The 21,507-nt window shown below is 67.7% G+C and carries 15 protein-coding genes and 1 riboswitch; of the genes, 9 read left to right on the top strand and 6 right to left on the bottom strand.

The genetic code is table 11. From position 1 onward, the window contains the following. Window positions 1-134: 134 nt before the first annotated feature. Window positions 135-3,665: a hybrid sensor histidine kinase/response regulator gene (locus AC1DJN_RS10960; protein WP_032976594.1), complete on the bottom strand. Its 3,531-nt coding sequence runs from the start codon at window positions 3,663-3,665 to the stop codon at window positions 135-137. Window positions 3,666-3,761: 96 nt separating this feature from the next. Beyond that, window positions 3,762-7,307: a sensor histidine kinase gene (locus AC1DJN_RS10955; protein ID WP_442251739.1), complete on the bottom strand. Its 3,546-nt coding sequence runs from the start codon at window positions 7,305-7,307 to the stop codon at window positions 3,762-3,764. A 165-nt stretch (window positions 7,308-7,472) separates the two neighbouring features. Between AC1DJN_RS10955 and AC1DJN_RS10950 the strand changes: the two genes are divergently transcribed. The 3 genes from AC1DJN_RS10950 to AC1DJN_RS10940 are packed head-to-tail and all read left to right on the top strand — an operon-like array spanning window position 7,473 to window position 9,262. Beyond that, window positions 7,473-8,117, top strand: coding sequence for a YceI family protein (locus tag AC1DJN_RS10950; protein WP_032976592.1), 645 nt, complete (start codon window positions 7,473-7,475; stop codon window positions 8,115-8,117). Further along, window positions 8,114-8,686, top strand: a complete 573-nt coding sequence (locus AC1DJN_RS10945) for a cytochrome b (protein WP_032976591.1) — start codon at window positions 8,114-8,116, stop codon at window positions 8,684-8,686. The genes AC1DJN_RS10950 and AC1DJN_RS10945 overlap by 4 nt, the downstream gene beginning before the upstream one ends. A 3-nt stretch (window positions 8,687-8,689) precedes the next feature. Next, window positions 8,690-9,262 (top strand): YceI family protein, encoded by a 573-nt coding sequence (locus AC1DJN_RS10940; RefSeq protein ID WP_025877832.1) that lies wholly within the window; start codon window positions 8,690-8,692, stop codon window positions 9,260-9,262. A gap of 85 nt (window positions 9,263-9,347) precedes the next feature. Here AC1DJN_RS10940 and AC1DJN_RS10935 read toward each other — a convergent pair whose 3' ends face one another. After that, window positions 9,348-9,578, bottom strand: a complete 231-nt coding sequence (locus AC1DJN_RS10935; protein ID WP_025877830.1) for a glutaredoxin family protein — start codon at window positions 9,576-9,578, stop codon at window positions 9,348-9,350. Between the two features lie 101 nt (window positions 9,579-9,679). Here AC1DJN_RS10935 and AC1DJN_RS10930 point away from each other — a divergent pair, with 101 nt between their 5' ends. Further along, entirely contained in the window at window positions 9,680-11,062 is a 1,383-nt protein-coding gene (locus AC1DJN_RS10930; RefSeq protein ID WP_025877828.1) for an L-serine ammonia-lyase, read from the top strand. A 138-nt stretch (window positions 11,063-11,200) separates the two neighbouring features. Further along, complete coding sequence (locus AC1DJN_RS10925) at window positions 11,201-12,196, top strand: alpha/beta fold hydrolase (protein WP_478039202.1); 996 nt, start codon at window positions 11,201-11,203, stop codon at window positions 12,194-12,196. Window positions 12,197-12,286: 90 nt separating this feature from the next. Here AC1DJN_RS10925 and AC1DJN_RS10920 read toward each other — a convergent pair whose 3' ends face one another. From AC1DJN_RS10920 to metX, 3 genes are read right to left on the bottom strand one after another with little or no spacing between them, the layout of a single operon-like run. Beyond that, a complete protein-coding gene (locus tag AC1DJN_RS10920; RefSeq protein WP_478039201.1) occupies window positions 12,287-13,354 on the bottom strand; it encodes a homoserine dehydrogenase family protein in 1,068 nt (355 codons plus the stop codon). Beyond that, window positions 13,351-14,586: an O-succinylhomoserine (thiol)-lyase gene (locus tag AC1DJN_RS10915; protein ID WP_025877824.1), complete on the bottom strand. Its 1,236-nt coding sequence runs from the start codon at window positions 14,584-14,586 to the stop codon at window positions 13,351-13,353. The genes AC1DJN_RS10920 and AC1DJN_RS10915 overlap by 4 nt, the downstream gene beginning before the upstream one ends. Continuing rightward, window positions 14,583-15,614, bottom strand: coding sequence for a homoserine O-succinyltransferase MetX (metX, locus tag AC1DJN_RS10910; protein ID WP_025877822.1), 1,032 nt, complete (start codon window positions 15,612-15,614; stop codon window positions 14,583-14,585). Before metX ends, AC1DJN_RS10915 begins: the two co-directional genes overlap by 4 nt. Before the next feature lie 76 nt (window positions 15,615-15,690). Then, window positions 15,691-15,809, bottom strand: a riboswitch (SAM riboswitch). A 137-nt stretch (window positions 15,810-15,946) separates the two neighbouring features. Between metX and AC1DJN_RS10905 the strand changes: the two genes are divergently transcribed. The 4 genes from AC1DJN_RS10905 (at window position 15,947) to AC1DJN_RS10890 (ending at window position 21,332) form a co-directional block, all read left to right on the top strand. Beyond that, a complete protein-coding gene (locus AC1DJN_RS10905; protein WP_478039200.1) occupies window positions 15,947-16,831 on the top strand; it encodes a M23 family metallopeptidase in 885 nt (294 codons plus the stop codon). A 74-nt stretch (window positions 16,832-16,905) separates the two neighbouring features. Next, window positions 16,906-18,510, top strand: a complete 1,605-nt coding sequence (locus AC1DJN_RS10900; protein WP_025877820.1) for a peptide chain release factor 3 — start codon at window positions 16,906-16,908, stop codon at window positions 18,508-18,510. 96 nt (window positions 18,511-18,606) lie between these two features. Further along, on the top strand, window positions 18,607-19,245 hold the full coding sequence (gene trhA, locus AC1DJN_RS10895; protein WP_025877819.1) for a PAQR family membrane homeostasis protein TrhA: 639 nt from the start codon (window positions 18,607-18,609) through the stop codon (window positions 19,243-19,245). A gap of 113 nt (window positions 19,246-19,358) precedes the next feature. Next, window positions 19,359-21,332 carry an AsmA family protein gene (locus AC1DJN_RS10890; RefSeq protein ID WP_478039199.1) on the top strand — a complete coding sequence of 658 codons (1,974 nt, stop codon included), beginning with the start codon at window positions 19,359-19,361 and terminating at the stop codon, window positions 21,330-21,332. Window positions 21,333-21,507: the final 175 nt, after the last annotated feature.

The raw sequence follows: 21,507 nt of genomic DNA, 5'->3' as shown, positions 1-21,507 counted from the left end.
GGCGTACTTGCAGCGTCCCCCGCCACCGGACCCACCCCGCCATCCCACGGAATGCCAGCTTTTGCTTTTGCTTTTGCTTTTGCTTTTGCTTTGCCGTTGATTCGGCGGGTGCAGGGCGCAGCCCTGCCTAACCCCTACCGCCCCAGCACGCGGGCGATCGCTTCCACCAGCAGCTCACCGGTCACCGGCTTGCGCAGGAAACCACCGATGCCGGCCGCTTCCACCTGCTGCTGCAGGTCCGGGTCGGTGCGTGCGGTCACCGCCAGCAGCGGCAACGTGTAACCTTGGTTGCGCAGATGCTGGGCCAGTTCGAAACCGCTCAGGCCCGGCAGATCCAGATCGAGCAGGCCGACATCGAAATCACCCGCGCTGATTTCACGCAGCGCGGCCAGTGCGTGGGCCGCGTGAACCACCTCATGGCCACGGGTGGTCAGCAGCCCACACATCACATCGGCCACGGTCGCATCGTCCTCCACCAGCAACACCCGCAGCGGCGGCATGTTGACCGCAGCAGCGGCGGCGTCACTGTCGGCACCTCCGTCGCTGGCCGCCCCCTGCTGCAGCGGCAACGGCAGGCTGACACCGAAGCAGGTACCGCTGCCCAGCTGGCTTTCCACCCGGATCCGGCCCTGCATGGCCAGTGCCAGCTCGCGGCAGATCGCCAGGCCCAGGCCGCTGCCGCCGTACTGCGCTGCGGTGCGCGCACCGTCGGCCTGCTCGAAGCGCCGGAACAACCGTTGCTGCTGCTCCTGGCTGATGCCCGGACCAGTATCACGCACCTCGAAATACAGCCCACGCGGCCCTTCCTCGCAACGCGCATGCAGCGTGATGCTGCCGCGGCTGGTGAACTTGACCGCGTTGGACAGCAGGTTGAGCAGGATCTGCCGCACCCGCATCGCATCGCCGGTCGCCTGCAGCCCCGCCGGCAACTGGTTGTCGAGGATGAACCGCAGGCCCTTCTGTGCAGCCAGTGGCCCCATCAGCGCGGCCAGGTCCTGCAGCAGGCGATTGAGACCGAACGCGTTGGACTGCAGTTCCAGGCGCCCCGATTCGATCCGCGCCAGGTCCAGCGCATCGTTGACCAGGTGCAGCAGATGCTCGCCCGCATGCCGGATCGACTGGGTATAGCCGCGTTGCTGCGGATCCAGCGGCGAGGCCAGCAGCAGTTCACTCATGCCCAGCACCCCGGTCATCGGCGTGCGGATTTCATGGCCGAGATTGGCAAGGAAGCGCGTCTTGGCCGCCGATGCGTGCTCGGCCAGATCCTGCTTGTGCAGGGCGAGCTGGTAGGCGTGCTGGCGCTGCAGCCGGCGCCGGTACAACCAGGCGAACCAGCTGGTCAGCAGCAACCCGATCGAGGCCAGCACCAGCAGGCCGGACAAGCTGCGCCACCACGGCGGCTGCACATGGAATTCCAGGGTCTGCACCCGCGACCACACGTGGTCGGCCGAGCGCGCCTGCACTTCCAGCCGGTAGGCGCCGGGTGGCAGGCGGGAGAACAGGCGCTCGCCTGCCGGGCCCACCTCGACCCAATCCGGGTCGTAGCCGGCCAACCGGTAGCGGTAGGTGTTGGAAGCCGAATCGGCGAAGGACAACAGGCGCGCGACGATACGCAGGTCGCGGTCACCATCGGCGATCTGCAGCGGCGAGTCATGGGTCAGGTCCAGCAACTGCTCGTTGCGGCGCACCTCCACCCGCTCGATCACCAGCGGCGCACGGCGGGTGGAAGGCCGCACCTGCTCGGGATCGAACACCACCACACCGGCGGGGGTACCTGCCACCATGCGCCCCGCCGAGGAGGCGATCAGGGTGTGTTCGCGGAACTCCTGGCTGGGCAGCCCATCGTGCACCCCGTACAGGCGTACGCTCTCGCCATCGGCACTCACCCGCACCAGGCCGCGGGCGCTGGTGGCCCACGCCACGCCCTGCGCGTCRACCACCAGGCCGGTAGCGGAAATCGCCGGATAGCCCTGCTCGGCGCCCACTACCGCCTGCCGTTCCAGCCGGCCCTGGCTCCAGAGATACCGCGACAGGCGACCATCCTCGGACAACCAGACCTGGCCGTCCTTGCCCACATGCAGGGCGTACACCGCAGTGGCCGGCGCACCGGGCACCGGCTGGAAGCGCTGCGCATCCGGTTGCCATTGCAGCAGGCCGCGGCTGCTGGCCAGCCAGATCCGGTCCTGCGGGCCGCATTCCACGTCAAGATTGAGCTGACCGGCCTGCAGACCGTCCTGGCCGTTTTCCAGCCGCCGGCGCACGTGCCCGTCCAGATCACGCTGCTGCAGCCCCGATGACAGCATCAACCACAGGCTGTCGCCATCGCAGGTCATCATCGCCTCGATGTTGCCTTCCATGGTCGCGTCCGCGCCCGAGTCCCGCCCCCAGCGCCGCAGCTCGCCACGACGCGGGTCGTAGCGCATCAGGGCGTCGGTCGAGCCCACCCACACCTGGCCCTGCCGGTCTTCGCGCACCGAGGTCAGCCAGTGCATGCCGTTGACGAAGGTGCGGTGCTGCTCGATCACGCCCGTGCGCGGATTGAAGCGGTCCAGCGCGCCATGGCTGCCGACCGTCCACACCCCGCCATTGCTGGAGGGGCTGGTACCGAGCACATAGGAATTGCGCAGCGAGGACGGATCATCCTCCAGCCGCGAAAACACCGAGAACTGCCACCAGCGCGGAAGCAGGTGCCACAGGCCGGCATTGGTACTGGCCAGCCAGATGCCGCCTTCGCGGTCCTCATAGGCACCGGTCCAGTTCGGCCGCACCAGGCCACGGGCGATGGCGCTGTACAGCGGCACGGTCTGGTAGCGGCCATCGATGCCCCGGCCCAGGCCGCTGCGCGTATCCAGCCAGTGCCCGCCCTGCTCGTCGCGCAGCATCATGCCCAGCACCTGGTCGCCGGCCGGCAATGTCCAGGGAACGGATTCGAAACGGCCATCCGGGCGCCGCACCGTGGCCCCGGCCAGCGTGCTGATCCAGAGGCTGCCGTCGGGTTCTGCGGTCAGTCCATTGATCAGCAGGCTGGGCACCAGGTCGCCGCCGATGCGTTCGAAATCGGTACCGGTCCAGCGCGCCACGCCATGCTTGGTGCCGACCCACAGGCTGCCATCGGCAAGCGTGGCCAGGTAGGGCACCGACGCGGCCGGCAGACTGCGCGGGTTGTTCGCTTCGGGCAGGAACCGCTGCAGACGGTCATTGCTGTCCAGCCGGTACAGGCCGCCCTCGTGGGTGCCGAACCAGATCGCGCCATCCGGTGTCGCAGCCAGGCTCCAGACGGTGTTGCTGCCCATCAGCGGCTGGCTGCTGCGATCGTAGAAGCGCAGCTGGCGGCGATCGGCCGACATCCGCACCAGGCCGGCATTTTCGGTGCCGATCCACAGCTCGTTGCGGGCATCGACCAACACGCTCCAGATGCGGTTGTCGCGCAGGCCGTCTTCGGAACGCCAGATGCGGTAGTTGCGCCCGTCGTACCGGGCCAGGCCATCGTTGGTGGCAATCCACAGGTAGCCGTAGCGGTCCTCGGCCATGCGGTTGACGGTGTTGGACGGCAGCCCATCGAACACGGTGACCTGGCGCGGCGAAGGTGGCACCGGCTGCGCGGCAGCGGGCACCAGGCAGCACAGCAGCAGCATCAGCAGCGTCACTGCCCGCAGATACACCACCGATGGCCTCCTCACGCTGCTGTTGATGATGCCCACGCCGTGGGCGTCGGCATGGTAAACCGAAAGTTGCGCGATTCACGCCGCAGGATGCCGCGCTCAGCTGATGATCTGGCGTTTACTGCGCGCCTGGGCAATCGCCGCCACCAGCAGATCGCCGGTCACCGGCTTGCGCAGGAAACCATCGAATCCGGCCGCAAGCACCTGCGCCTCGGCATAGGCATCCGAGCGCGCGGTAACGGCCACCAACGGCAGTTCGTAGCCCATCGCGCGCAGTTGGCGGGCGATGGCGGTGCCATCGAGTGCCGGCAGGTCGAGGTCGAGCAGGCCGACGTCGAACCCCTCGGTGGATATTTCCGACAGTGCGCCCAGGCCATGCAGCACGTGCACCACCTCATGGCCACGGCTGCGCAGCAGACCGGCGATGACCTCGGCAACGGTGGCATCGTCCTCGACCAGCAGGATGCGCAGTGCAGGCAGCATCGGCGACGCTGCCTCGCCAGGGCTGGAGGCCTGCTGCCGGCTCCACGGCAGCGGCAGCCGCACGGCGAAGCGTGCGCCACGCCCCGGCTGGCTGTCGACATCGATGCGGCCGCCCATCGCCACCGCCAGCTCCTGGCAGATCGCCAGGCCCAGCCCGCTGCCACCATAGCGCGAGGCGGTACGCGGGCCATCGGCCTGTTCGAAGCGGTGGAACAGGCGCTGCTGCTGCTCGGCATTGATGCCCGGCCCGCTGTCGCTGACCTCGAACGTCACCGCGCCGCCGTCGTCGTCCAGGCGCGCCGCCAGGCCAACATGGCCACGCTCGGTGAACTTGATCGCGTTGCCCAGCAGGTTCAGCAGGATCTGGCGGACGCGCATCTCATCGCCACTGACGCAGATCGGGCCTGGCAATGCCGCCCCGCGCTGGAACGCCAGCCTGCGCTGTTGTGCCATCGGCTGCATCAACGCCTGCACCTGGTCCAGCAGTCCGCCCAGGTCGAACGGGCGGATGTCCAGTTCAAGCCGGCCGGCCTCGATCCGGGCCAGGTCCAACGCATCGTTGACCAGGCGCAGCAGATGGCTGCCGGCCTGCTGGATCGAACCGGCATAGCTGCGCTGCACAGGGTCCAGTTCGGTGGACAGCAGCAGTTCGCTCATGCCCAGTACACCGGTCATCGGCGTGCGCACTTCGTGGCCCAGGGTCGCCAGGAAGCGGCTCTTGGCCTGCGATGCCTGCTCGGCGATCTGCTGCTTGTGCACCGTCAACTGCCACTGCTGGCGTCGCCGCAGCCGCCTGCGGATCGACCACAGCAGTGCCAACAGCAACAGCGAGCCCAGCATTGCATAGCCGAAAATCGCCATGCCGCTGCGCCACCAGGGGGGCAGTACCTTGATGTGCAACTGCTGCGAGGGCGTCCACGGACCACTGGCCGTCGCGGCCTGCACCTCGATGGCGTAGGTGCCGGGCGGCAGCCGCGACAACGTGCGTTGGCCGTCCCCGCCCTGTTCCACCCAGTTCTGGTCGTATCCCTGCACGCGGAACCGGTAGCGGTTGCCCTGCGGGTTGGCGTAGGACAGCAGGCGTGCATCGATCTGCAGGTCACGGTCGTCGGGCCCCAGCAACAGCAGGCCGGAGGTCGGCAAGGGCTGCCAGCCGCGCGCATCATCGCGACGGACGCGAACCTGCGCGATCACCAGCTGCGAGGGTGGCAGCTCGGCGTCGGCAGCATTCGGATCGAAGCCCACCATGCCGGTCTGGGTAACGGCCAGCACCCGGCCATCGGCATCGATTGCCGGTGGGCGTCCGGTGAACTCGGCATCAAGCAGGCCGTCGCGTTCATTGAAGATCTGCAGGCGACGCTGTTTCGGATCCCAGCGCAGCAGGCCGCGGGGCGTCGTCGCCCACAACTGGCCGTTCCGGGCCAGGGCCAGCCCACCCATGCTGACCGGCGGCACGCCGGCACTGGCATCGACACGCTGGATCAGGCGCAGGCTCAGGCCATCCCACTGGTAGCGCTCGAATGCGCCCTGGCGTGCGATCCACAACTGCCGGGGATCGATCCATACCAGATCGTAGATGGGCCCCCTGGAAACGCCGGGCACCGCTTCGAAGCGGTCTCCCTGCTCGCGCCAGATGCCCATTTCCCCGACCACCCAGGCGTGCCCGCCGGCATCGAAGCGGATCTGCTCGACCGGCGCGTCGGTGCTGCCTCGCAGCGTAGCGCCGTCGAAACTGCGCAGCAGGCGGCCGTCGGCACTGCGCTGTTGCAGGCCCAGGTTCATCACCGATACCCAGACCGTGCCATCGGGGGCCTGCCGCATCAGATCGATCCGCTGCCGAAGGTCGGCGCCACCGCCAATACGCCAGTCGCGCAGCACACCGGTGGCGGGGTCGTAGACGCTGATGCGCCCCGCGCGGCCGAGCCACAGCCTGCCGTCGGGACGTGGCAGCACCGACCACACCGCGCCGCTGCCCAGTTCGCGGTCGCTGACCAGCAGGCTCAACGTCCCCTGTGCATCGATCTGGTAGACGCCATGCGCAGAGCCGACGTAGTAGCTGCGGCCGTCGCTGGCAGCACTCAACAGGTACTGGCTGTCCAGCGGCTTGCCATCGAACTGGTACCAGGTTGAAAAGCGTCGCCAGTCGGGCGGCAGGTAAGCCAGGCCCTGGGTCAGCAGTGCGACCCACAGCCCTCCCTCATGGTCCTGCATCAGGTCGAGCACGCCACTGTGGCCGGTCAGGAAACCACTGCCACGGTCGCCTTCCAGCCTGCGCAGCACCTGGCCGTCACCACGCAGCAGGCCATCGGAAGTTCCCGCCCAGTAGCCTCCGTGGCTGTCGGCCAGGACCAGTGCCGAGCGCAGGCGGGCACTGTCGGCCCAGGCCGGTCGCGTCACCCGATCCTGCGCATCGATGCGGTACAGGCCGTCGTTCTGCGTACCGACCCAGATCGCGCCATCGGCATCGCGGCTCAGCCGCAGCACGCTCACCGCCGCCAGTTCGCGCGGCGCCACGGCTTCGAAGGCGTGGCCGTTCCAGCGCGCCACACCGGCTTCGGTGCCCACCCACAGCCGTCCCTGCGCATCCACCAGACTGCTGAAGACGGTGTCACTCGGCAGACCGCCGGGCTGCGCCCGATCATGCTGGAAATGGCGCAGCGAGCCATCTTCGCCGACCCGGCAGACCCCATGGCTGCTGCTGCCGACCCATAGCGCATCCTCGGCGTAGGCCAGTGTCCAGAACTGTCCCTGGCACCCTTCAGTGACGGAATCGAAGGTCTTGAAACGTTCGCGGTCGGCATCCAGCCGGGCCAGCCCCTTGCCGTTGATGCCCACCCATACCCGGTCGAGCGGGTCGACCAGCAGGGTTTCGATCTCGTTGCCGGGCAGCGAATCCGGTTGTGCCGGGTCGTGCTGCCAGACCCGCAGCTCACCGCCGTCATAGCGGGCCAGGCCGCCGTCGGTGGCGGCCCACACGCGGCCCTGTCGGTCTTCGGCCAGCGCCACCACCATGCGCGAGGGCAATCCCTCGGCCGCGCCGAAACGGCGCAGGCGCGGTGTTTCACCGGCCATGTCCAAGGTCGCCGCTGCAGCCGAAAGCGCCAACAGCACCAGACCTGCTCCTGCAATGCCTTGGCACCACCGGCGCCAGCCGCTCTTCATCCTGAACCCCCTGTCCTGTGCCGATTGTCACACAGGGCTGCAGCCATCGCTGCAACAGCCTGTTTCCGGCCACATCGGCACCACGAACTGTTGCAGCCGTGCACACAGCGTTGCGCGGGGGCTATGGGTATGATCAAACGGTCTTTTTCCCGGAGCCCCCCGCCGATGCGCCACTGCCTGGCCCTGCTGCCGATGCTGCTTGCCGTGGCCCCCGCCTGGGCAGGCAACGAGGCCTACCGCATCGATCCGGTGCACACCCGTGTGCTGTTTGCGATCGACCATGCCGGCTACTCGCAGGCGCTGGGTACGATCTCCGGAAGCCAGGGCCAGTTGCAGTTCGATAGCGACAACTGGCGCGATGCGACACTGGACGTCGAGATTCCGGTGTCGCGATTGGACCTTGGTGATGCCAAGTGGAACCAGGCAACCCTGGCGCGCAGCCTGCTCGATGGCGAACGCTTCCCCACCGCCCGCTTCGTCTCCCACCATGTCGAACCGATCGATGCCCGCCATGCGCGCGTACTGGGCACCCTGACCCTGCGCGGGGTCAGCCAGGAAGTCGCGCTGGAGGTGACATTGAACCAGGTCAAACGCTATCCGCTGCCGCCGTTCCGGCGTACTGCAGGGTTCTCCGCCACCACCACGCTGAGCCGGCGTGCCTTCGGCATCACCGCATGGCCGGGCGTGATCGGTGATGCGGTGCAGGTGCGTATCGAGGCTGAAGCCACGCTCGACCGCAGCGATTCTCCGGGAACTCCCCCGCCCCAACCCCACTCCGACAGCCAGACGGCCACCAAGGACCCTTCATGACCGCCAAGAACACCCCTGCCGCCTGGGGGAGTGTCAGCCAGACCCTGCACTGGCTGATCGCACTGCTGATTCTCGCCCTGGGCATCGTCGGCCTGACCATGGGCGAGCTGCCGAAGACGCCAAAGTATTTCTGGGTCTATACCGCGCACAAGTCGATCGGCATCACCGTGCTGGCACTGGTGGTGCTGCGCCTGGGCTGGCGCCTGTATGCCGGTGCCCCCAAGCCGGTACCCGGCGTGCCGGGCTGGCAGGAGCGCATCGCCAGCGCCACCCATGTGCTGCTGTATGTGCTGATGTTCGCCATCCCGTTGTCGGGCTGGCTGTACGACTCGGCCAGCGGCCTGCGTCCGTTCCGCTGGTTCGGTCTGGTCGATGTGCCCAAGCTGAGCGGACCGGATCCGCAGATCGTGGCGGCATCCCATGCCCTGCACGAATACGGCTTCTGGCTGTTGATCGCGGTGGTGCTGGCCCATGCCGGTGCCGCCTTCTACCACCACCTGTTCCAGCGCGATGCCACCCTGTCCCGGATGTTGCCGCGTGGCTGGCTCGCCTCTCCCCAGAAGGACTGACCGATGAACCTGAAACTGACCACTCCGGCCGCCGTGGCCGCCGCCCTTGCCGGCATGCTGGCCACCGCACCGGTGCTCGCCGCCGATTACGCCCAGGCGCCGGGTGCCGGTTCGTTCCTGGCCTTTGCCACCAAGTACGACGGTGAAGTGTTCACCGGCAGCTTCCCGGGCTTTGCCACCAAGCTCAGCTTCGACCCGGCCAATCCGTCCGCAGGTTCGCTGGACGTGGTGATTCCGCTGGCCGGCGCCAAGAGCGGCAACAGCGACCGCGACTCCACCCTGCAGGGCGCGGATTTCTTCAACGTCGGCAAGTTCGCTACCGCACGCTACACCGCCAAGGGCTTCCGCGCGCTCGGCAACGACCAGTTCGCCGCCGACGGCACGCTGGAACTGCGCGGCGTGAGCAAGCCGGTCACCTTCACTTTCACCTGGAAGCCCGGCGCGCAGCCGGTGCTGACCGGCAAGGCCACGGTCAAGCGCCTGGACTTCGGTGTCGGTGGCGGCGACTGGGCTGATACCAAGACCATCCCGGACGAAACCGCGATCAGCACGATCGTGAAGTTCGACGCGAAATAAGACGCCTTCGTTCTGGTAGCGCCGGGCCATGCCCGGCGGCTTCCACCGCTGGCCGCGCTTCGCGCTCGCCAGGCATGGCCCGGCGTTACCTGCCTGCCAACAGCCAGGCCTGCACCGTGGCCGCATCGAACGGCCAGTCCAGCTCCCGCCCACCGCGCTCATCGCGCAGCACCGGCACCCGCGCCCCATAGCGCGCCTCCAGCGCCGGCTGGTCATCGAGGAACACCGATTCGAACTCGGGCGCCCGCGCCCTGGCCAGTTCGGCCAGGGCCATGTCACACAGATGGCAGTCGTCACGCTGGAACAGGGTCAACACCGGGGTTTGCTCCCTTGGCGGAAATGCTGCGCCGCAGTCATGGAAGTGCGGCGTGAACCGCTAGAATAGCGGTCTCTCCCGGTACCCGCAGTACGGCAACCATGGCTGTCAGCACGTTCGACGTTTTCAAGATCGGCATTGGCCCGAGCTCCTCGCACACCGTCGGGCCGATGAGGGCCGCCGAGCGCTTCATCCATCGGTGGCTGCTCGACCCGGGCAAGCTTGCGCAGGTCGCACGCATCCGTGCCGACGTGTACGGCTCGCTGGCACTGACCGGTCGCGGCCACGGCACCGACAAGGCGATCCTGCTCGGCCTGGAAGGGCAGCGTCCGAACCTGATCGACCCGGACATCATTCCGTCCACGCTGGAGCGCATCCGCAGCAGCAAGCGGATCATGCTGATGGGCCAGCACGAGATCGCCTTCGACGAAAAGCGCGACCTCGGCCTGAACAAGCGGCAGAAGCTGCCCTACCACACCAACGGCATGCGCTTCACCGCGTACAACGCCGATGACGAAGTGCTGGCCACCCGCGATTACTACTCGGTCGGTGGTGGCTTCGTGGTCAACCAGGACGATGCTGCCGATGATCGTATCGTGCCTGACGAAACGCCGCTGCCCTACCCGTTCAAGAGCGGCGACGAGCTGCTGGCGCAGACCGCGCGCAGTGGCCTGAGCATCGCCCAGTTGATGTTCGAGAACGAGAAATGCTGGCGCAGCGAGGACGAGATCCGCGACAACCTGCGCGAGATCTGGAGCGCAATGCAGGCCTGCGTGGCGCGCGGCATCCGCGAGGAAGGCGTGCTGCCGGGTGGCCTGAAAGTGGGCCGCCGCGCGCCGGCGCTGTACCGCGAGCTGTCGTCGAAGCCGGAAGCGGCGATGCGGGACCCGCTGACCACGCTGGACTGGGTCAACCTGTACGCMCTGGCCGTGAACGAAGAGAACGCTGCCGGTGGCCGCGTGGTCACCGCACCCACCAACGGCGCGGCGGGTGTACTGCCGGCGGTGCTGCACTACTTCGACCGCTTCTGCCCGGGCGCGAACGAACAGCGGGTGTTCGACTTCCTGCTGACCTCGGCGGCGATCGGCATCCTGTACAAGGAAAACGCCTCGATCTCCGGCGCCGAAGTGGGTTGCCAGGGCGAGGTCGGCGTAGCCTGTTCGATGGCCGCCGGTGGCCTGGTCGCGGCGCTGGGCGGCAACCCGAGCCAGATCGAGAACGCGGCGGAAATCGGCATGGAGCACAACCTGGGCCTGACCTGCGATCCGATCGGTGGCCTGGTGCAGATCCCGTGCATCGAGCGCAACGCGATGGGTGCGGTGAAGGCGATCAACGCCTCGCGCATGGCCATGCGCGGCGACGGCAAGCACAAGGTGTCGCTGGACAAGGTCATCAAGACCATGCGCGATACCGGCCGCGACATGCAGGACAAGTACAAGGAAACCAGCCGCGGCGGCCTGGCGGTGAACGTCATCGAGTGCTGATGGTCTGCAGGGCCGGGCATGGCCTGGCTCTACTGCAGGGCCGGGCATCGACCCGGCTCTGCAGTGCCGTTCTCGACCGGACAACACCGTCACCGTTTTCCGGTTAGGCTCGGGCATCCCCCTGCCCCGGAATGTCCCATGCGCGTGATCGCCACCGCCCTGCTTGCCTGCCTTCCGCTGTCCGCTCTCGCTGCGCCAACCTACGGGCCGCGGCTGGAGGGCTTCGACTACGGCTATCCAGTGAAGACCTTTGCACTGGAATCGCAGCGCCAGGCCTTGGAGATGGCCTATCTGGATGTTGCGCCGAAGAAGAAGCCGATCGGCGTGGTGGTGCTGCTGCATGRCAAGAACTTCTGCGCGGCAACCTGGAAGGAGACGATCAAGCCGCTGGTGGCGGCAGGCTACCGGGTGATCGCGCCGGACCAGGTGGGTTTCTGCAAATCCAGCAAGCCCGAGCGCTACCAGTATTCGTTCGGGCAGCTGGCCGACAATACCCATGCGCTGCTGCAGCAGCTGCAGCTGGGTGATGTACCGGTGCACGTGGTCGGCCATTCGATGGGCGGCATGCTGGCCATCCGTTATGCGCTGATGTATCCGCAGGATATGCGCAGTCTTTCGCTGGTCAATCCGATCGGGCTGGAAGACTGGAAGGCGCAGGGCGTGCCCTGGCGCAGCGTGGACGCGTGGTATGCCGGCGAAATGAACATCAGCTATGACAGCATCCGCCGCTACCAGCTGGATGTGTACTACGACGGCAAGTGGAAGCCGGCGTATGAACCGTGGGCGCGCATGCAGTCGGGCATGTACGAAGGCGCAGGCAAGCAGCAGGTGGCCTGGAGCCAGGCACTGACCTCGGACATGGTGTTCAACCAGCCCGTCGTCTACGAACTGAAGAACCTGCAGGTGCCGACCACCTTGTTCATCGGCCAGAAGGACCGCACGGCGATCGGCCGTGACCAGGCATCGCCCGAACTGAAGGCGACGCTGGGCAACTACCCGGCACTGGGCAAAGCGGCAGCGGCGGCGATACCCGGCTCGACCCTGGTCGAGTTCGCGGCACTGGGCCATTCGCCGCAGGTGCAGGACCCGAAGCAGTTCAATGCCGCATTGTTGAAGGCACTCAAAGCGCGTTGAAGTTCCATAACCGCCGGGCATGGCCCGGCGCTACGAGGATCGGCGTGGGTAGCGCCGGGCCACGCCCGGCGAGCGCAGCGGCGGCCGGGCTCACCCCACGATCCGCAGCACGTCATCCAGCAGCGCCGCTGCGGTCACTTCCGCACCCGCGCCCGGCCCCTGGATCAACAGCGGCTGCGCGCGATAGCGATCGCTGTGGATGGCCACGCGGTTGTCGGTGCCCGCGCCCTGCGCCAGCGGATGGTCGGCAGCCAGCTCACGCAGGCCCACCTGCGCACCCTCGCCATCGACGCGCCCGACAAAACGCAGCACCCGGCCGTTGTCGCACGCCCGCTGCCAACGTGCCTGCAGCGGTGCATCCAGCTGCTCCAGCGCATTCACTGCATCTTCCAGCGGCAGCGCAGCCAGCGCATCCGGCACCAGTGAGTCGACCTGCACCTGCGACGCGTCCAGCGCCAATCCGCTGCTGCGGGCCAGGATCAACAGCTTGCGGCGCACATCCTCGCCGGAAAGATCCAGCCGCGGGTCCGGCTCGGTGTAGCCGGCCGCCAGCGCTTCACGCACCGCCGCCGAGAACGGCGACTGGCCGTCATAACGATTGAACAGCCACGCCAGCGAACCGGAAAGCACGCCCTCGATGGCATGGATGTGGTCGCCACCGGCAACCAGCGCGCGCAGGCTGCTGAGCAACGGCAGGCCGGCGCCGACGGTGGCGCTGTCGCCGTAACGCGCACCACTGTCGGCGCAACGATCGGCGATGGCCTGCGCGCGCGACAGCTGCGCACCGCGGCCAAGCTTGTTGGCGGTCACCACGTGCACACCGCGCGCCAACCACTGAACGTGGCGCGCCGCTACATCTTCGCTGGCGGTGGCATCGACCACCACGTCGCCACGCTCCAGCCCTTCAGCGCTGGCCCACGGCGGCGAACTCTGCCCATCGCGCGGCGCACGCCGTGCCAGTTCCAGCGGCAACGCCAGATCGCGGTCGATCGCCAGCGCGGTGCGTGAATTGGCCAGCCACTGCACGCTGGGCAGTTCCAGCCCACGCGCCTGCARCGMCTGGTAGCGCTGCACGAAGGCSGWMCCGACSGTGCCGGTTCCGAGCAGCGCCAGGCGGCCGGTCCCCAGCAGCGGAATCTCGACAGGCAAAGCGCTCATGCGTCTGCCACCTGTTTGCCGCGCGCCACCGCATCGATCACCGCCTCGGCGCGCGCCAGAGCGCTGCCCAGATCGGCCAGCAGGTCGCGCTCGCCCTCGATACCGACCGACAGACGCAGCAGGCCTTCACTGATGCCCGCAGCCGCGCGTGCTTCGGCAGTCATTGCCGCGTGGGTCATGGTCGCCGGGTGTGCGATCAGGCTTTCCACGCCTCCCAGCGACTCGGCCAGCGTGAAGTAACGCAGGCCATCGACGAACGCGCGTACAGCAGCATGCGGATCATCGCCGGCACAGCTGGCCAGTTCGAAGGACAGCATCGCGCCGAAACCACTCTGCTGACGCGCGGCAACGGCGTGGCCCGGATGATCGGCCAGGCCCGGGTAGTAGACCTTGGCCACCGCAGGATGCGCATCAAGCAGCGCCACGATCGCGGCGGTGTTTTCCTGGTGCGCGCGCAGGCGTGCATCCAGCGTACGCAGGCCGCGCAGGGTCAGGAACGCATCGAACGGCGAGCCGGTAAGGCCCAGGGCATTGCCCCACCACACCAGCTGTTCATGCACGGCGGGATCGCGGGCAATCACCGCACCACCGACCACGTCGCTGTGGCCGTTGATGTACTTGGTGGTGGAGTGCAGCACCAGGTCCGCGCCGAACGACAGCGGTTGCTGCAATGCCGGCGACAGGAACGTGTTGTCGACCACCACCAGCGCACCGGCTTTGTGCGCCGCGTCGATCACGAAGCGCAGGTCGGTGATGCGCAGCAGCGGGTTGGACGGGGTTTCCACCAGCACCAGCTTCGGCTGCGTGGCCAGGGCCTGGGCCAGCGCGCGCGGGTCGGTCAGGTCGGCAGTGACCAGTTCGAAATGGCCTTTCTTCGCCAGCGCGTTGAACAGGCGCCAGCTGCCGCCGTACGCATCGTGTGGCACCACCAGGGTGTCGCCGGGCTGCAGCAGTGCGTTCAGCACCAGGTTGATCGCGCCCATGCCGGTGGCGGTGACCACGCCGCCGGCGCCGCCTTCCAGTTCGGCCAGCGCCTCACCCAGCAGGTCGCGCGTGGGATTGCCACTCCGGGTGTAGTCGTACTGGCGCTTGTTGCCGAAGCCTTCAAAGCTGAAGTTCGACGACAGCACGATCGGCGGCGTGACCGCGCCATGGGCGGTGTCGCGATCGATGCCGGCGCGGACGGCGGCGGTGGTGCGACAACAGGACGGTTCAGCGGCGTGCAGGCTCATGCGGACTCTCCAGAAGTGCGGAAGGCGGTGGCGAGGATCGCGTCGATGCGATCGGTTTCTTTCAGGAAGGCGTCGTGACCGTAGGGCGAGCGCAGCACGCGCAGGCTGCCGCGTGGGCCCAGTCCCTCGACCAGGCCGACCAGGTCGGCAAGCGGAACCAGGCGGTCGCCTTCAACGGCAACCACCACGGTCGGCGGCAGGATCGCGCTCGGGTCCACGCGGTGCAGGTCGATCGACTCGGACAGGCGCAGGTAGGCATTGACCGGCGTGCGCGCGACGTACTGCGCACCAGCCGCGTCGAGATAGTCTTCGGCCGCGACACGGACGCGGCCATTGACCACCTCCGGTGCTGCATCGAAGCGTTCGCCGAATTCTTCCGGTGTGCGGTAGCTGAGCATGGCGAACTGGCGGGCCAGCGCCAGGCCGTGGTCTTCGCCACACTGCAGCTGGCCCAGCGCCACGGCACGGCGCTGCAGCGCACGCCAGGCGGCGGCATACGGGTGCGGGCGGTGCGCACCGCTGGCCAGCACCAGCTGGCGTACCCGGGCACGGTGGCGGATCGCGAACTGCTGGCCGACCAGCGCGCCGTAGGAATAGCCGACGAATGCCTTCAATGCGCGGATGCCGAGGTGATCCAGCAGCAGCGCCAACGCATCGGCCTGGTCGGCGGTATCGATCGGCACATCCAACGCACCGTCGGCGCCGATGAAATCGAACGCGAGCACACGCAGCTGCTGCGGATCCAGTGCGCGGCCACTGCCGACCAGGCCTTCGGCCCAGCCCTTCTCGCTGAACTGCGCATTGGAGGCTACATGGCGGTGCGCGGAAATGCCGCCGGCCAGCACCACCACCGGTGCGTTGACCGGACCGACCCACTCATAGCGCAGGCGCACCGGGCAGGGGCCGGCATGACGCATCGACAGCACGGCGGCGAACTCGCCGCGCTCGGCGTGCACGCGGTCATCGACCGGCACGCTGACGGGGACAAAGGGTTCGGGGCGAAGCACGGTGCTGGTGGCGAAGCTCATGGCGGGTTCCGGTAGGGAAATCGGCCATCGAGCCTTCGCGGGGCTCGCGTTCGAAGTGCACGTTGGGTGCAGGTTCGAACCATCTTTCGGTGGACGCCACGGTCCCCGCAGGATTTGGCACCTACGCAGGCGCTTTCGCGTCTGCGGGCTGCCCCGGCTTCAAAGGGCCTGTCCCTCTGCCGGTCTCGATGGTGGAGCCACGATGCCAGTCCTTTTCGGGCATGTCAATCCTTTCATGCGGATAAAGAGATGGATGAATGCAAAGCCCCCACCCTTCCCCCGTCCCGACAGCTTGCGTAGAGTCCCGGCGGTCCATGTCGCTGGAGCCTTCGATGCGCCGCCTGCCCCTGCCCTGCCTCCTGCTGCCCCTGTTGGCGAGCGCCCCCGCGAACGCTGCCGACTGGCGCCAGGGCTGGGGACTGGTGCCACAGACGCCGGCCGCGCGCACGGCCGGCGCCACGCCGCAGGCGGCGCCGATGGCCCGCCTGCGCCTGCAGTCGCTGGGCGACCAGTGGCAGGCGCGGATCGACAACCCACTGTCCGGCCCGGTGCAGATCGAGCTGCGCGCCGCCCCCGGCACACAGGTGGAGGGCCTGCCGCTGCAGTCACTGGTGCAGGCCACCGGCAGCCTGGTGGTGGGCCATCTTCCCTCTCCTGCCAACGGCAAGGCACTGGATCTTCGTCTGCAGTCGGTGCCGGGCAATCCGGCCGCGCGCGCCGAAGACGTCGCCTATCGCCTGCCGTTCCAGGCTGCCCAGCTGCGCGTGGACCAGGCGCCGCAGGGCCGGTTCAGCCACGATGACGAGGAGAACCGCGACGCCATCGACTTTGCCCTGCCCGAAGCAACGCAGGTCCTGGCCGCCCGCGAGGGTACGGTGATGCAGGTACAGGACGGTTTCCGCGGCAATGGTCTGGACCGTGAACGCGATGCCGGACGCGCCAACTTCGTTCRTATCCTGCACAGCGACGGCAGCATGGCGATGTACGCCCATCTGCAGGCCGGCGGCATGCGCGTGCGTCCCGGCCAGGCCGTGCAGGCCGGGCAGCCGATCGGCCTGTCCGGCAACAGTGGCTACAGCACCGCACCGCACCTGCACTTCGTGGTGCAGCTCAACCGGGGCATGGGGCTGCGTTCGGTGCCGGTGCGCATCCTCGCCCCGCAGGGCGAATTGCACTTCGCCCGTGAGGGCAGCGGGGACGCCAGCGCCGGGCGCTGACCCGCCGACGCCGGCAGGCCGGTATAATCGGGCGCTTATCTCTTTGAAAAGCGCCCCGTGCGGGCGCCACTGCCATGTCCGAAGTCGCCACCGAAGCGTCGCGTCGCCGCACGTTCGCCATCATTTCCCACCCTGACGCCGGCAAGACCACGCTGACCGAAAAGCTGCTGCTGTTCGGAGGCGCGATCCAGATGGCCGGCTCGGTGAAGGGCCGCAAGGCTGCCCGCCACGCCACCTCGGACTGGATGGCGCTGGAAAAGGAGCGCGGCATCTCCGTCACCTCCTCGGTGATGCAGTTCCCGTACGAAGGCAAGATCATCAACCTGCTCGACACCCCAGGCCACGCCGACTTCGGCGAGGACACCTACCGCGTGCTGACCGCGGTGGACTCGGCGCTGATGGTGATCGACGTGGCCAAGGGCGTGGAAGAGCGCACCATCAAGCTGATGGAAGTGTGCCGCCTGCGCGACACCCCGATCATGACCTTCATCAACAAGCTCGATCGCGAGGGCAAGGAGCCGATCGACCTGCTGGACGAGGTTGAAAGCGTGCTCGGCATCCAGTGCGCACCGGTCACCTGGCCGATCGGCATGGGCCAGCGCCTGAAGGGCGTGGTCCACCTGATCACCGGCGAAGTGCATCTGTACGAGCAGGGCCGCAACTTCACCCGTCAGGATTCGACCATCTTCCCCTCGATCGATTCGCCCGGGCTGGCCGAGAAGATCGGCGAGCGSATGCTGGCCGACCTGCGCGACGARCTGGARCTGGTGCAGGGTGCCAGCCACCCGTTCGACCTGCAGGCCTACCGGGCCGGCAAGCAGACCCCGGTGTTCTTCGGYTCGGGCGTGAACAACTTCGGCGTGCAGCCGCTGCTGGACTTCTTCGTCGAACACGCACCGTCGCCGCAGGCGCGCTCCACCACCGGTCGCGACGTCGCCCCGCAGGAGCCGAAGCTGACCGGCTTCGTGTTCAAGATCCAGGCCAACATGGACCCGCAGCACCGTGACCGCGTGGCGTTCATGCGCGTCTGCTCGGGCCGGTTCACTGCCGGCATGAAGACCCTGCACGTGCGCACCGGCAAGGACATGAAGCTGGCCAATGCGCTGACCTTCATGGCCAGCGACCGTGAAATCGCCGCCGAGGCGTGGCCGGGCGATGTCATCGGCATCCACAACCACGGCACGATTTCCATCGGCGACACCTTCACCGAAGGCGAGGCGATCACCTTCACCGGCATCCCCAACTTCGCCCCGGAACTGTTCCGTCGCGCCCGCCTGCGCGATCCGCTCAAGCTCAAGCAGCTGCAGAAGGGCCTGGCACAGCTGTCCGAGGAAGGCGCGACCCAGTTCTTCCGTCCGCTGACCAGCAATGACCTGATCCTGGGCGCRGTGGGCGTGCTGCAGTTCGATGTGGCCGCTTACCGCCTGAAGGACGAATACGGCGTGGAAGCCACCTTCGAGCAGGTCAGCGTGACCACGGCGCGCTGGGTCCACTGCAGCAACGAGAAGAAGCTGGAGGAGTTCCGCGAGAAGAACGCGCTGAACCTGGCCCTCGACGCGGCCGGCCACCTGGTCTACCTGGCGCCGACCCGGGTCAACCTGCAGCTGGCGCAGGAACGTGCGCCGGACGTGCGTTTCTCGGCAACCCGTGAAGCCGCGCATACGGTCACCGGCAACTGATTCCAGCGACCATACGGTGGCGGGGGTGCACGCGCCCGCCATCGCGGCGATGATAGGGGGGTGCAGGTCCCCCTCCCTGCAGACGATGCCCATGCCATGTCCACGACTTCCGTTGATTCGATCCGCGAAGAAATTGCCAGCGCCCTGACCCACGGGCTGGGTGCGGTGCTTGCCCTGGCCGCCAGCGCSGTGYTGATCACSYTGGCCGCGATCTACGGCGAYGGCTGGCAGCTGGCCAGTGCGATCGTGTTCGGCATCGCCCTGCTGCTGCTGTACACCGCCTCCACGCTGTACCACGCCATCCAGCACCCGCAGGCCAAGGGCCGCCTGAAGGTGTTCGACCATTGCGCGATCTATGTGCTGATCGCCGGTACCTATACCCCGTTCACCCTGATCGGCCTGCGCGGCCCCTGGGGCTGGGGCATGTTCACCGCGATCTGGGCGCTGGCGCTCGGCGGCGTGGTGTTCAAGCTGTTCTACACCGGCCGCTTCAAGCTGCTGTCCACGGTGATCTACATCGCCATGGGCTGGCTGGTGGTGGTGGCGATCAAGCCGATGTGGGCCTCGATCGATGGTGGGACGCTTGCCTGGCTGTTCGGCGGTGGCCTGTCCTATACGCTGGGCACGTACTTCTACCACCGCGAATCCATCCCCTATTCGCATGCGATCTGGCATCTGTTCGTGATCGGTGGCAGCGTCTGCCACTTCGTCGCCGTTACTCGACAGGTGCTGTGACCCCGTATTGAGGGTAACGCCAGGCCCCTGGCCGGCGAGCAGGCACCGGCTCTGCACACGATGCACATGATCGCTTCGCGCCCCGTCCACCCCGACGGGGCAACCATGGCGGTGTGAATGCTGCCTCTGCTCCTGCTGCTCCCAAGGTGCCGCGCTGGCGCCTGCGTCGTCCCGGTCGCCGCGGGCAGCGCTGGCTCGCCGTGCTGGTGTTCCTGTTCGCGGCACTGCTGGTCCTCATCGCCCTGTGGGACTGGAACTGGTTCAAGGGCCCGGTCGAACGTGCGGTACAGGCGCGCACCGGCCGCGCCCTGCACATCGGCAACCTGGATGTCGACCTCGGCCGCACCAGCACCGTGCGCGCCGATACCCTTACCTTTGCCAATGCGCCCTGGGCGAAGCAGCCCACCATGGTCAGCGCCGACCGGGTCGAGATCGACGTACGGGTGTGGCCGCTGCTGCGTGGCAGCGTGCAACTGCCCGAAGTGCGCCTGACCCGCCCGGACGTACTGCTGGAAACCGCCCCGCGCAAAGGTGACCCCGGCAACTGGAACTTCCTCGGCGACAGCAAGGGCGGCACCACGCCGCAGCTCAAGCGCCTGCACATTGACGACGGTCGCCTGCAGTTCCTGGACGCACTCGGCCGCACCGACATCCTGGTGAACGTGCGCAGCGGGCAACCGAAACAGGCCGACGCCGCACCACCGTTGCTGGTGGCCGGCAAGGGCCGCTGGCAGGGCAATCCCTTTACCCTGAGCGGTGGGACCGAATCGCCGCTGGAACTGACTGACAGCGCACACCCCTTCCGCATCCATCTGGATGGCCGCGCCGGAGCCACCCATGCCGTTGCCARCGGMACCTTGACCAACCCGTTCCAGCTGCAGGTGTTCGACCTGCAGTTCGCGCTGAGCGGTCAAGACCTGGCCGACCTGTATCCATTGCTGGGCATCGCCATTCCGCCTTCCCCGCCCTACGCACTGGATGGCCGCCTGAAGCGCGATCACCAGGTCTGGCGCTACGAGCGCTTCACCGGCAAAGTCGGCGACAGTGACCTGGGCGGCGATGTGCAGTTCGATGTCTCCAGGGAACGCCCACGGATGACCGCGAACCTGGTGTCGCGCCGCCTCGATTTCGATGACCTTGCCGGCTTCGTCGGTGCCCCCCCGAAGACCGGTGGCGGCGAGACCGCCAATGCAGAACAGCGGGCCGAGGCTGCGCGCGTAGCCGCCAGCGCCAAAGTGCTGCCGGCCACGCCGTACAACCTGGGCAAGCTGCGCGCGATGGATGCCGACGTGCGCTGGAAGGCCCAGCGCATCAATGCACCCAAGCTGCCGCTGGACGACATGGATGCACACCTGCTGCTGGACGATGGTGTACTGCGGCTGGACCCGCTGAACTTCGGCGTTGCCGGCGGCGACATCCGCAGCACGATCCGCATGGACGCACGTCGCCCGCAGATTGCAACCTCGTTGAAGGCCAGCGTGCGCGGAGTGCAGCTGGGCCAGTTGTTCCCCGACGCCAAGCTGGCCGAACAGGCCAAGGGGGGTATCAGCGGCGCCATTGACCTGACCGGCAACGGCAACTCGATCGCCGCGATGCTCGGCAGCAGCAGCGGCAACGTGGCGCTGGGCATGGGCCGCGGCCACGTCGGCAACCTGCTGATGGAAGTGGCGGGACTGGACATCACCGAGTCGTTGAAATTCCTGTTCACCGGCGACAAACAGATTCCGCTGCGATGCGCCTTCGCCGACTTCGGCGTGCGCGAGGGCCTGATGCATACCCGGTCGATGGCAGTGGACACCACCGATACGATCATCCTCGGCGAGGGAGATGTCAGCCTGCGCGATGAAACGCTGGACCTGCTGCTGAAGCCACGACCGAAGGACAGGAGCATCCTGGTGCTGCGCTCGCCGCTGCGCATCGGCGGCACCTTCAAGGACCCGTCGTTCCGCCCGGACTTCAAGGCGCTGGGTATCCGGGGTGCGGTCGCGTTGACGCTGGGCAGCATCGCGCCGCCGGCGGCACTGCTGGCCACCATCGAACTGGGTCCGGGCAAGGATGCCGACTGCGGTGGGCATTACGCGAAGTAGAGCGGGCGTTCGGCGCCCTACTGCAAATGGGACGAGGGTGACGGGTGGCCCAGGCAGGACACGCCGTGAACCCCGCTCCGCGGTCCGGCCCAGCCGCTGGCGGCTGTGCGTTCGGGCGCTTGCGAAGCAGTGCTTCGCAAGCAAAGCGCCCTCACCCATGGGGGCTCGATGGCGC

Source organism: Stenotrophomonas sp. 05L414_2 (genome assembly GCF_056397905.1).
Note: the sequence above shows the minus strand (reverse complement) of the source record. Positions and strands in the feature narration are given on the sequence as shown.

Bases quoted from the DNA above. Each gene is read 5' to 3' on its own strand.
- AC1DJN_RS10955 (WP_442251739.1), bottom strand. From the start codon at position 7,307: ATGAAGAGCGGCTGGCGCCGGTGGTGCCAAGGCATTGCAGGAGCAGGT.
- AC1DJN_RS10950 (WP_032976592.1), top strand. From the start codon at position 7,473: ATGCGCCACTGCCTGGCCCTGCTGCCGATGCTGCTTGCCGTGGCCCCC.
- AC1DJN_RS10945 (WP_032976591.1), top strand. From the start codon at position 8,114: ATGACCGCCAAGAACACCCCTGCCGCCTGGGGGAGTGTCAGCCAGACC.
- AC1DJN_RS10940 (WP_025877832.1), top strand. From the start codon at position 8,690: ATGAACCTGAAACTGACCACTCCGGCCGCCGTGGCCGCCGCCCTTGCC.
- AC1DJN_RS10915 (WP_025877824.1), bottom strand. From the start codon at position 14,586: ATGAGCCTGCACGCCGCTGAACCGTCCTGTTGTCGCACCACCGCCGCC.
- metX (WP_025877822.1), bottom strand. From the start codon at position 15,614: ATGAGCTTCGCCACCAGCACCGTGCTTCGCCCCGAACCCTTTGTCCCC.